Source organism: Phytoplasma sp. (assembly GCF_035187685.1).
Lineage (GTDB): Bacteria > Bacillota_I > Bacilli_A > Acholeplasmatales > Acholeplasmataceae > Phytoplasma.
Window position 1 is genome coordinate 483,038 of record NZ_CP131022.1, and the last position, 12,796, is coordinate 495,833.

The following is a 12,796-nucleotide window of genomic DNA, read 5'->3' on the forward strand; positions in this document are numbered from 1 at the left end:
ATAAAAATGAATAACTATTATTCATTTTATATTTTTTTTTAATTTTTTTTAATTTTTTTTAATTTTTTTTAATTTTTTTTAATTTATAAAAATAATTTAGATATATTTTATTTAATTAATTAAATATTAAATATTATTTTTTTTTTAAAAATCAAAATTATTTAAGGATGCAAATATATAATGTCGTTTAATTTATTCAAAATTATCCCTTGTAATTTTTTTCAATTATTAGTTTCAATTAATAAAAGTATATATATTGATTGTCTTTTAATTTTAGAAAAGTTAGCCGATGAAGATGATGAATTTAATATTGATAAAAATATAGCTTTAAATGTTCTGGAGAAATATTTTATAGAAAAATCACAAATTTTATTCGAAGAAGAAACAGAGGAAAATAAAAAAGAATTAATCACTAATAATCGTCAAAAAGCATCTAGAGTTATCAGTTTATTAAACAAAAATGGTTGGTTAGCTGAGGAAAAAATTAGTTATAATATTGTTCATTTAAATTTTTTTGATTATAGTTTAGAAATAATTCATTGTTTTAAAAAAACTTTAAACAAAATTAAACCGGAATCAATCGGAAATATTTATAGTGTATATTCTCTATTAAAATCTTTTCTTGTCGAAAAAAATTATTCTACTTTTACAGAGGCTATGTTAAAAACACAAAGTCTTTTGATAAAATTAAAAATTTTAAAAGCTAATATTTTTCGATTTTATCATCAATTAATTAATATGGGCGAAAAGATACCGTATAATACAGTAATTTAACCAATTACATGGTCGATAATGCCATAGAACATATAAAAGAGGAAACTCCGACGGTTTCATAAACGAAAGAATATGAGATTACAGCAGTCATAAAAGCGAAATGAGACGAAGTAACTAGTCAAGAAGTTATCGCAAGTTCAAGACTATCATGGAAAAGACCTGAGACGGTCCTAATGGAAATAAAATAGTAATTTAATAACCTAAGGAAGGCAAGTTAATGAAATCCTTCAGATTGGATGCATATTAAAGATATAGTATTAGTCTTTAATAATTATCACGCAACTATTCAATTAGTAAATCCAATTATCTCTATTAATATAGAGTTCATCCATCCTAAAATAGTCAAGGTATATTATAAAGGGAACTTTAAGAATCCTAAAATTCAAGGTCAAACCTAAATATTCGAGGTAAAAAGTCAAATAGAATCAAGGATAAAGATACCATTTAGTAGTCGTAGAAGTAAAACCAAGGTTGAAACACCTTAGACAATCGAACTACCAAGAAGATAGGGAAAACCTATCATAGGGCGAAAGTGGTAAGTAATTGTAGAGATTTATGTAATGACTTAATGAATGCCAATATATTTAAAACAGCATAATCTGTTCACAAAATTATAAACATTAAAGATTACCTATAAATCCTGAGAGCCCCCCTTTTATCTTTTAAAAAAAGAGACATAGGGACAAAACATCTCTCATTAGTCACAAATACTCACGATAACACGAGAAAAGACTCATACCACTACAATTATGGCAAGCCGTATACTTGGAAACTTGTTCGTACGGTTTAGATCGGGACCAATTTGTAATAAACCTAAATAATAAACTTCTCATACTTTCTAGAATCTAAGAAGATTAATGAGAATAAAAATTAGTAAAACGCATTTGATTTATCGATATTAATTTTAATTATAATTTACAAAATGTTTTGGAACAGTTATTATTCGATTATAAAAAAAATTTTTTTGATTCATCTTATTATGTTTTAAAAACAACTGATAATTTTTTGAAATATTGTATTCAAATTAATTTTTTTGTCAAAGAAATAGAAGAAAATCCTATTTATATGAAAAAAATGATCACTCAATTAGCAAAAATAAATAAAAATTCTATAGAAACAAATGAAAATTTAATTAAAGAACAAATTAAAGAAATAAAAAATAATTTGAAGGCTACAGATAAATTAATAAAAATTATAGATCAAAAAAATGAACAATATTTGAGAATCGCTTGCGAAAGAATTTTATTTTTTGATAATCAAAATAAAAATATCGAAAATCTTTTAAATTATGCTATTAAATTAATTTTAGATGATAAAATTAATTTTGCTCTTTTTTATAATTTGTGGAATATCAAAAATTTAGACGAATTATCTTTTTATAAACCTAGAGTGCAAAAAAACGAAATAATAAATTCTGAATTAGAATTAATCCCTGAAGAAATAGAATTCAATTTAAAAGAGAAAAAGAAAACTTTTTTGGACAATAAATTTTTTTTAAATCGTAAAAATATTAATTCTTTTGTAAAAGAAATTTTAAATCAAAAAAATTTCTTAAAAGCTTCGGAATTAATTTTAAAAACAAATCACGATATATCTCGTCTTATTTTAATTTATATTTACGCTCAATCTTATTCTAAAGATAATAATATATATAAAATTAAAAAATTAAATCAAAAAGTTAATTGTTATAATATTTCTTTTTATGATTTTGTAATTTTTAAAATTTAATTTTTTGATAATAAATAAAATTTTAATTTTGATTTTTTTGTGTTATTTGAATATTATTCACAATTCAAATATTATAAAAATTAATTCAATTAAAACATATATTTAAATTTTATTATTTATTTTCTGAATAAAAAATTTTAATATATAATTATGATGGTTTCTAAAGAGAAACTATGTAATTTTTTATTATAGAATAAAATTTAATTTCAAAAATAAAAGAAGAAAGTAGTTTATATGTATTTTAAAAAAAATATAATTAATAAATTTTTTTTAAAATTGTTTATAATGGTTATTTTTTTTATTTATTTAAATTTCAATTTAAATAAAATATATGGTATTTGTGATAAAAAAAGTTGTTTAAATTGTTTTTGCATAACAGAAACTGATTCTGAAATAATTGAATCAGACAATATAAAAACAAAAAATATAGAAAATAATTCAGATCAAATAGACTCTTGGAAAAATAAACTTGTATTAAAATATATAAATAATAAAAGTTCTGATAAAAAAACAGAAGTTATATATAATTATGATTTAAAAGGAAGATTATACACTAAATACCACATATCTCGCAATCAAGATTATAGATATGGTTATAATTATAAAAATCAAATTATTTATAAACAAGATTTAAAAAATCCTAATTTTTACACTGTATATAAATATAATGATCAAAATAAAATTATTACCGCGCTAAATTGCAAAAACAGCGAAACTAAATATGAATATAATCAAAAAGGTCAATTAATTAAAAAAATTAAATTTTGTCGATGCGAAAACAATTTTGTTAAAAAAAATATTATAAAGTATAAATATAATGATAAGAATCAAAAAATTCAAAAAAGATCTTATTATCTTTTATTTCAAAGTAATAACTTTTTATCTAGTTTTAATGACAAAATAAAAAAAAGAGATTTTGTTTTATATAATTACGAATATAATAACGAAGGACAAAAAATAAAAAAAATAAATAATAAAAATGGTGATTTTTTTTCATATAAATATTATAGTTACGATGAAAATTTTTGTTAAAAAACATCTATACTTTATTTTATAAAACCAAATCATTATTTTATAAAAAAGTTGAACTTTTAATCAAAAAAGTTCAACTTTTTTATATTTAAAATAATAAAAAATATTCAATAAATTAAAACAAACAATTTTAATTTCTCAAAAATAATTTTGTTAGAAAAAATGGAAAAATTTCAATCGGTTCCATTTTCATGTAATGTTATAGTTATATAATAATTGTAAGTGGAAAAAGACCTTATAAAGGGTCTTTCGATTTATAATTTATTCTTCTTCTAGAATAATATTTAAATCTATTTTGTTTTTATTCCTTAAATTCAAATTTATTTTTTTGATTAATATTTGACAATACCCAGTTGTCTATTTCTTTAATTGATTCATTTTTTAAATAGGTTTGTTATTTTTATTTTTTTTCATAGCCCGTATACTTTATTAATAATAAATAATAATCATATAAAAATAATTAAACAAAAATAAACTATTTTAAATTGGTTTTTAAAATTAAATCTCCTTTTATTTTATTTTTATTACTCTTCTGAGATGATTTTATAAAATTCGTTAATTTAAGATAATTTGTGTTACGTCATCTTTATGATTTTGTTCTTTTTACATTTTTTACAATCTTCAGAATATCGAAATTAATTTGTGAAGGAATTATAAGTAACTTTTAAATTATGAATTTGGCTGTTAATTTTATCAATTTTAATTTGTTCTAATCTTTTAAAAATGATTGAGTAATAAAATATTGTCGTCAGATTATGATAAGATATAAGATAGAATTGTATCAAATTTTTATTAAATTATTTAAATTTTAGATTTTGGCAGTTTTATTTCATTTTTGTTTATTATTTATCGGTTTGATTCTTTATTTTTTCTAATAGGTTGTTAATAATTAGATAATAATTTTTGTTCTTGTTTAGTATATTTAATGCCAAAAAAGTTCATTATTTAATGTCTCTTTTAATAAAAATAGCAATTTATATTATTTTTTTAAAGAAATCGTCCTTACTATAGTATATAACTTTATTTTTTTAATATTAAAAAATTTTTTATTTCATTTTTGTTTGAGTTCTTTTTTGATAGAAGTGATTTTATTTTCAATAGATTCTAATTAGAGCTCAATTTTATTTTTTTTGTTATAAATCGTTGTTGTCTTTTATTTTGTTTTTTTCTTTTGATTAATTATTAAATAATTTTTTCGTATTCTTTAAATAATGGATGTTATTTTGTGCAATATTTATCACTAATTTACGCAAATTTTATATTTCTTTAGATAAATTATATTCTTTGCGATACAAGTATTATATTTTTCTATTTTCTTTTAATAATATTTATAATCTAGGTCTATTTTTCCCTAGATAATCATTTATATCTTTGATATAAATTTCTAAATCTTCTTTGATAATCATTAATAGTTTATTTTTTTCTTCTTAGGTTAATACGTTATAGATATACCATAAATGATATCCTTAGAGAAGAGTTAGAATTACTTCAAATCCGCTTTACAAATGGTAACTAAATTAAGATTGTCTGATTTAAGAGACCTCAAAGCAAAGATAATATTTATAATTATAATCAATCATTAGAAAAAGAAATTACAAAATAATAGATGAATACATGATGACATAATCAAGAAAAATTATTAAAAAAAATAAAACTTTATTAGATAAAATAACTAAAATTTATTATTAGAAAAACAAACAATTATAAAAAAGAGAGTGAAAAGCGAATTTAAATATTGTTGAATTCAATTTATTATAATAATTTTAAAAATATTTCTATAAAAAAATCATTTTACAAAATTAAACCTTAATTGTTTTATTAATAAATCAATTAAGGTTTAATTTTGTAATATATATCTAATTTTATATGAATCATAAAAATATTTTTTAAAAATATATAAAAGAAAAAATTATAATTTCTAAAAAATATTTTGAATAAATATCACAATTAAAAAGTTTAATAAGAATAAAAAAATTATCTTTTTTGAAAAATATTTTCAATAATAAATGAATATTAAAATCTTAATATTTTTATTTTTTAACCAATTATTTAAAATCAGAATTTGAATTTTATTTATTATGGTTGTAAATTTCATAATTTATAATTTATATGTTTTGACCAAAAATATTTTATAATATTAAGACGATAATAATTTTTTTATCATTTGTTAAATTTATAATATATATGTTTTTTAACTAAAAATAAAAATTTTTAAAGTGTTTGATAATATTAATATAATTAAGCATCTACCAAAAATTTTTATTAAATAAAATAAATTGTGTTAAATTCTATTTTTAATTTAAAGATATTATTATCCAAAAATATCTTAAAGGAGTGATTTTATATGTATTTCTATATCAAAGGTAAAATAACATCTATACAAAACGACAATATCGTTTTAGATAATAATGGTATTGGATATCATATTGGTTTTTCTAATCCTTATATTTTTAATATCAATCAAGAAGTAAAATTATTTACTTATTTTTATGTTAAAGAAAATATTCATTATTTATATGGTTTTTTAGAAGAAAAAATTTTATTTTTTTTTAAAAAATTAATTTCTATTCCAGGTATCGGCCCTAAGAGTGCCATCTTATTAACTAATCAAGTTTTATTTAAAGAAATTAAACAAGCAATAAACGAGGACAATGTGATATATTTATCAAAATTCCCAGGTATTGGAAAAAAAACAGCACAACAAATTATTTTTCATTTAAAAAATAATGAATCTTTAACTAATAAAACAATTTTTTTAAATCCAAAACAAAGGGATGTAAAAGAAGTGTTAAATAATTTGGGTTTTAAAAATAAAGAAATTGATGATATCATAAAAAAATTAGATTTCAATAAAGAAATAGAATCAATCATCAAAGACGCTTTATCATTAATGATGAAATAGTTTTTTTGTAAACAATTCATACCAATAAATAAAAAAATTTAAAAATATGAGATGATGAAAATATTTATGAAAAAAAAAGAAAATAAAAATCAATTAAGGCCGCAAATGTTGAAAGAATATATAGGTCAAGATAAAATCAAAAAAATTTTGTTTGTTTATTTAAAGGCAGCTCAAAAAAGAAAAGAATCAATAGATCATCTTTTATTTTATGGACCTCCTGGTTTAGGAAAAACCACTTTAGCACAAATAATTGCAAATGAATTAGGAGTTAATTTTCAAACAACAAGTGGTTCAAATATCGAAAAAATTGGAGATATAGCGATTTTTTTAAGTAATTTGCGAAAAGGTGATATTTTATTCATTGATGAAATACATAGTCTGCCTAAAAATGTTGAAGAAATTTTGTATTCAGCAATGGAAGATCATATTCTAGATGTTGTTATCGGAAAAAATGAAGAAAAAAGAACCATCCGAATTGATTTACCTCCTTTTTCTTTGATTGGAGCGACTACTAAATTTGGTAATATTTCTTTTCCGTTAAGAGATCGTTTTGGTTTAATTTTAAAATTAGAATATTATAATAAAAAAGAATTACAATCAATTATAAATAGAACAGCTTCTGTATATGGTAACGAAATAGAAGCAAAAGCTTTAGAAGAATTAGCTAAAAGAAGCAGAGGCACTCCCCGTATAGCTAATCGTTTATTTAGAAGAACAAGAGATTTTGCTGAAATTTATTCTAAAACAAAAATAACTTGCGAAATAGCTTTACATACTTTAGAAAAATTACAAATAGATGAAAACGGCTTAGATGAAACAGACTTTAATTATTTAAAAAATTTAGTTTATAAATTCAATTGCGGACCAGCAGGAATTAAAAATATTGCTGCAACAATTGGGGAAGAAATTTTTACTATTGAAGAAGTTTATGAACCTTATTTAATTAAGGAAGGTTATATTAAAAGAACTTCGCGCGGAAGAATAGCGACAGAATTAGCTATTAAACTTTTAAACAAAAATAAAGTCAATAAATAAGTAATATAATCCTTTTTTGAACAAAATTTGAACAATTTATATAATCAAAATAACAAAATTATTATATAATTATTAATATACAAGAAAAGAATTCAAAAAATCCAAAAATATTTTATATTTAAAATAATAAATTATATCATTCAAAGTTAATCAAAAAAATATATAATAAATCGGGGATGTTTATGGAATTCGCCAAAACTAAAGACTTTTTTATGCATATCTTGGTAAAGCAAGTAAAAACATTCGAGATTGAAAATAAATGGCAACAATAATAAAGCAGAAGAACAAGTTTCTTCTGAAAATCAATTAAAGTATTTAAATTTTTCACCATTAAACATTTTTGCTGGACAAACATTAGCTGTTTAATTTAAATTTTCTTTATTTTTAAAAAAATTTTGAATCATTTTAAAAATTATATTTATTTATAAACTTAAACGAATATAAATAAATTTTTTTATTGTTTGTGAGAACAAAAAAATAAGTATGTAGAAGTAAAAAACGAATTAGTTTTGTACAGGGGTTCGAATCCCCTCATCTCCACCAACACAAATATCAAATTAACTTAAAATTAATTTTTTTAAATAAATTTGATATTTGTGTTGATTATTTGAATTTGTTGTTTTTTGTAAAATATTAAAATGACCAATTTAAATTGTGAAACTTTATTATATTTGTTTTGAAGTTAAAATAATATTATTAAAATATATTATGTTATTTAAAAGGAGTATTTGAAATATGTTGCAAAAAAAATCTTTTTTATTTATTCTTTTCATTATTGTTTTAATTATGATTTTTGTTTATAACAAAATGAATGCTTTTGAAGGGACGATGCAAGATAAAATAGAAGGAAAAGTAGATGATGTTTCAAACAATCTTGTTAATAAAATAAATAATTTGTCAAGTATGTTTCAACAATTCTTAACTTCGTTACAAGAAGATAAAGACAAGTTCAGAGATAAATTTTCACAACAAGTTGAAACAAAAATAAATGACATATCATCATTGTTAGAAAAAAACATTGAAGATTTACATCAACAAATTAAAAAAGATAAAGACAAGTTCAGAGATAAATTTTCACAACAAGTTGAAACAAAAATAAATGACATATCATCATTGTTAGAAAAAAACATTGAAGATTTACATCAACAAATTAAAAAAGATAAAGACAAATTTTCAACACAAATTGAAGGTAAAATAGAGGTTGTGACACAAAAATATATTATCAAAGGAATAGATGAAATAAAACAACAAGTTATGAATAGTTGTGACATATCCAATATTGTCAAAAAATTGTGGAGTTTTTTGAGGCAACAAACAATATCAGAAGAAAAAACACAAGACAAATCAGAAGAAAAAACACAAGACAAATCAGAAGAAAAAACACAAGACAAATCAGAAGAAAAAACACAAGACAAATCAGAAGAAAAAACACAAGACAAATCAGAAGAAAGTTTTATTAATAAATTAATTAATACAATTTGGTTCAAATTCTGAAATAATCTAAAATAATAAAACAAATTAAATTTCAAAACAAAAGATAATAATAATTAAATTTTTTCTTTACAATTTACATAAATAATGGCAAAATAAATACTCTTTTTAATATAATATATAATTACTAATATAATAAAGTGTTTTTTTTTTTTTTTAATTATTCAATATAAATTAGAAATTTTAATAAATATCAACATTATTTACAAGGAGAATGTTAAGAGAATGTTAAATTTAGTTAATGTAAGCAAAAATTATATTTCAAAAAAAAAATTTATTTTTAAAGTTTTAAAAAATATATCTTTAGATTTACCTGATAAAGGTTTGATATTTCTTTTAGGAAAATCAGGTTCAGGAAAAACTACTTTGTTAAATTTATTAGGCTGTATAGATAATTTAGATGAAGGTGATATTTTAATTCATAATAATTCTATTCTTAATTTTAAAAATGTTGATTACGATAACTATCGTAATGGTAATGTAGGTTTTGTATTTCAAGATTATAATTTAATCTCAGATTTAACAGTCGCTCAAAATATAGCTTTGTCTTTACAATTACAAGGAAAAAAAGCAACACCTATTTTAATTAGTGAAGCATTGAAAAATGTTGATTTAGAAGGTCACGAAAATAGATTTATTAATGAATTATCAGGAGGGCAAAAACAAAAAGTAGCTATTGCCCGTGCTTTTATTAAAAATACAAGTATTATTTTATGTGACGAACCTACAGGTAATTTAGATTCAGAAACCGCTAAAAACATTTTAAATTTTTTAAAAAAAATGTCAGATAATAAATTAATTTTAATTGTTACTCATGATACAGAAAATGCTTTTATATATGGCGATAGAATAATAGAATTAAAAGATGGACAAATTTTATCTGATTTATCTAAAAATAATAAATTAAAAAATACAAAATCACAAAATAAATTAGATTCTTTAAAAGGTCAAACTATTACAGAAGAATTATTAAAACAGATTACAGAAAATAACCAAAACAATTATAAAAAAATATTTATTCCAACACCGAAACAACCAAAAACGACGGAAATAAAACCATTAACTAAAATTTTCAGTCATTTACCATCATCATTAACTTTTAAAATGGGTATTAGTTTTTTTAAAACAAAAAAAGTTTATTTCTTCTTAACTATTTTATTTTCAACTTTGTTATATAATATGTTTGATTTTTGCTTCGAATCATACTTATGGATTTTTTGTATATTCAAAGAATTGATGAAAAATATATCATTAATAGAACAAAAATTAGTAGATACAACATTAGTAAAAAATTCAGAGATATCATTATTTATTATGCTTATATTTATTTTAAGCGTATCTTTCTTTTTAATAGGTGGTTTTATCAAAAATACTATTAAATTTAAAAAAAAAGATATAGGTATTTTAAGAGCTTTAGGTGCTAGAAAAATAGATATTTTTAAAATTTTTTTTACCGAAGGTTTTATGATTTCTTACATAATAAGTGTATGTTTAGGTATAATATTTATGTTACCTTTTCAATGGATTCATTGGGCTTATTTTTTTAAAAATATTTCTATTAAAAATATCGATGTCTTACGTATTGCAACATCATTTAATATTAATGTACCACCTACAGAAAACAACATAGAACAAGCAATAAAAAATTTTAATTTCTGGTCTCAAATTTGGATTTTAATTCCGTTGTTTTTTGTAATTAATTTAATAGTTACTTTTTTATCTATTTTTTTTCCTATTAATAAATTTGCAAAAAAGAAAGTAATAGAAGTTATATTAGATAAATAAAAAATATAACAAAACATCGAATAAATATTTATTCATGCAACTAATTTGTTTTAAAAAAAATTTATAAATTTTTTTTAAAACAAAAAAGTCAATTTATTTATTTTAGAAATAAATTGACTTTTTTGTTTTTTATAAAGCAATTAAAATTAAATCAATAATCTTTAATTAAATAAATAAATATTTTATTTGCTAGAAAAGTAATTATAAATTATTAAGATTTTATTTCTTAAACAATAAATCTTTTTAATCATTAAATATAATATATTTTATTTAATTAATATAACAACAAAATAAATTTTAAAACTTTTTTTGATATATTAATTAAAGTATAATATTAATATGTTATGTTTTTTGTTTTTGTAAAAGATTTTTCTATCGAATTTGCCAAACAAAGATATATTAATTAAAGGCGTAAAATTGTGTTATCAGAAAAACTAAAAACACTTCCTATCCAACCAGGATGTTATTTATTCCAAGACAAGAACAAAAATATAATTTATATAGGGAAAGCTAAAAATTTAAAAAATAGAGTAAAAAGTTATTTTACAGGTTCACATAATCACAAAACAAATCTTTTAATATCAGAAGCTACAGATTTAAATTACATTTTAACAAATAACGAATTAGAAGCTTTAATATTAGAATCAAATTTAATTAAAAAACATACTCCTAAATATAATTTTAAATTAATGGATGACAAAAGTTATCCTTACATCGAAATAACAAACGAAAAGCATCCTAGAATAATATTATCTAAATATAAAATAGTTCCTAAAAATAAAATATTATTTGGGCCTTATCCTAGTTATGAAACTATTAAAGAAACAATAAATATATTATATCAAGTTTATCCTTTAAGGCGATGTCATCCTCTTAATAAAAAAGCTTGTATTTATTATCAAATGAAACAATGTTTAGGGCCTTGTTATAACCGTGAAGTTGATTATCAAAAAAACATCGAAGCTATAACTAAATTTCTTAAAGGTAATAATCAAGAAATTATTAAAAAAATAAAAAAATCAATGGAAACGGCGAGCCAAGCATTAGAATTTGAAAAAGCCATGAAATATAAAAAAATTCTATTTCATTTACAAAGAATAATAGAAAAACAATTTATAAATAATTTAAAAGAAAATAAAAATTGCGATATTATTGCAACTTATTACAATGAAAACGAAATTTCTTTATACATTTTAAGATTAAATCAAGGTAATATTTTTGATCATCATCAAACAGTTTTTTCATATGTAGGTTCAATTGAAAATAATATTATAACTTATTTAAATTTATATTATCAAAATCAAATTATTCCTAAAGAAATTATTATAGGATCTGATTTAACTAAGGGTAAAAAGAATATTAAAAATTTATTAAATACTAAAATAACTATTCCTTTAAAAAACAATAAATTTCGTTTGTATGAATTGACTTTAAAAAATGCTAAAGAAAATCTTGTCAAATATAATTTAATACATAAATCTAAATTCGAAACTATGCAAGAATATATCAATATCTTATCCGATTTTTTTGAAAAACCTATCAATCATATTGAAGTTTTTGATAATTCTCATTTATTTCAACAATCTTTTGTATCAACTATGATTGTGTTTAAAAATTTTCAATTTGACAAAAAATGTTATCGTAAATTTCATATAGAAAAAGAATTCCAAGATGAATATCGTTCTTTTGAATACGTATTAAATAAACGTTATAAAAAACTTTTAGACATCAAAGCCCCTTTACCTGATTTAATTTTAATAGATGGTGGAAAAGGACAATTTAATATTTGTTCTAGAGTTACAAAAAAACTAAATTTAAATATTTTAACAGGAGCATTAAAGAAAAACGATAAACATCAATTAGAAGCTTTAATTACAAAAAAGGGAACTTTTTATTTCAAACCTGATGATAAAATATTTCGTTTTTTATTACAATTAAGCAAAGAAGTGCATCGTTTTACTTTATCATTCCATAAAGAAACCCAAAATAAAGAAACAAAAAAATTTCTATCTCGTTTATCCGAAATAGGGATAAAAAAATATTAAAAAA

General features: G+C 20.0%; 8 protein-coding genes and 1 other RNA gene. All 9 read left to right on the plus strand.

Annotation, left to right across the window (positions count from 1 at the left end):
* Positions 1–180 precede the first annotated feature (180 nt).
* The 9 genes from Q2306_RS02175 (at position 181) to uvrC (ending at position 12,792) form a co-directional block, all read left to right on the plus strand.
* Positions 181–774, plus strand: coding sequence for a Wadjet anti-phage system protein JetA family protein (locus Q2306_RS02175; RefSeq protein ID WP_323847663.1), 594 nt, complete (start codon positions 181–183; stop codon positions 772–774).
* A gap of 897 nt (positions 775–1,671) precedes the next feature.
* Positions 1,672–2,502, plus strand: a complete 831-nt coding sequence (locus Q2306_RS02180) for a Wadjet anti-phage system protein JetA family protein (protein WP_323847952.1) — start codon at positions 1,672–1,674, stop codon at positions 2,500–2,502.
* Between the two features lie 234 nt (positions 2,503–2,736).
* Complete coding sequence (locus Q2306_RS02185; RefSeq protein ID WP_323847664.1) at positions 2,737–3,534, plus strand: hypothetical protein; 798 nt, start codon at positions 2,737–2,739, stop codon at positions 3,532–3,534.
* Positions 3,535–5,878: 2,344 nt separating this feature from the next.
* A complete protein-coding gene (gene ruvA, locus Q2306_RS02190) occupies positions 5,879–6,436 on the plus strand; it encodes a Holliday junction branch migration protein RuvA (RefSeq protein WP_323847665.1) in 558 nt (185 codons plus the stop codon).
* 66 nt (positions 6,437–6,502) lie between these two features.
* Entirely contained in the window at positions 6,503–7,471 is a 969-nt protein-coding gene (ruvB, locus tag Q2306_RS02195) for a Holliday junction branch migration DNA helicase RuvB (protein WP_323847666.1), read from the plus strand.
* Between the two features lie 172 nt (positions 7,472–7,643).
* Positions 7,644–8,014, plus strand: a transfer-messenger RNA (tmRNA) gene (ssrA, locus tag Q2306_RS02200).
* A gap of 192 nt (positions 8,015–8,206) precedes the next feature.
* The gene (locus Q2306_RS02205; RefSeq protein WP_323847667.1) at positions 8,207–8,965 is read left to right on the plus strand and encodes a hypothetical protein; all 759 of its coding nucleotides are present in this window, start codon (positions 8,207–8,209) and stop codon (positions 8,963–8,965) included.
* A gap of 222 nt (positions 8,966–9,187) precedes the next feature.
* Positions 9,188–10,747 carry an ATP-binding cassette domain-containing protein gene (locus Q2306_RS02210; RefSeq protein ID WP_323847668.1) on the plus strand — a complete coding sequence of 520 codons (1,560 nt, stop codon included), beginning with the start codon at positions 9,188–9,190 and terminating at the stop codon, positions 10,745–10,747.
* Positions 10,748–11,166: 419 nt separating this feature from the next.
* Complete coding sequence (gene uvrC, locus Q2306_RS02215) at positions 11,167–12,792, plus strand: excinuclease ABC subunit UvrC (protein ID WP_323847669.1); 1,626 nt, start codon at positions 11,167–11,169, stop codon at positions 12,790–12,792.
* The last annotated feature ends 4 nt before the right edge of the window (positions 12,793–12,796 follow it).

Coding starts and splice junctions, on each gene's coding strand:
- ruvB (WP_323847666.1), top strand. CDS start 6,503: ATGAAAAAAAAAGAAAATAAAAATCAATTAAGGCCGCAAATGTTGAAA.
- Q2306_RS02175 (WP_323847663.1), top strand. CDS start 181: ATGTCGTTTAATTTATTCAAAATTATCCCTTGTAATTTTTTTCAATTA.
- Q2306_RS02205 (WP_323847667.1), top strand. CDS start 8,207: ATGTTGCAAAAAAAATCTTTTTTATTTATTCTTTTCATTATTGTTTTA.
- Q2306_RS02210 (WP_323847668.1), top strand. CDS start 9,188: ATGTTAAATTTAGTTAATGTAAGCAAAAATTATATTTCAAAAAAAAAA.
- Q2306_RS02185 (WP_323847664.1), top strand. CDS start 2,737: ATGTATTTTAAAAAAAATATAATTAATAAATTTTTTTTAAAATTGTTT.
- ruvA (WP_323847665.1), top strand. CDS start 5,879: ATGTATTTCTATATCAAAGGTAAAATAACATCTATACAAAACGACAAT.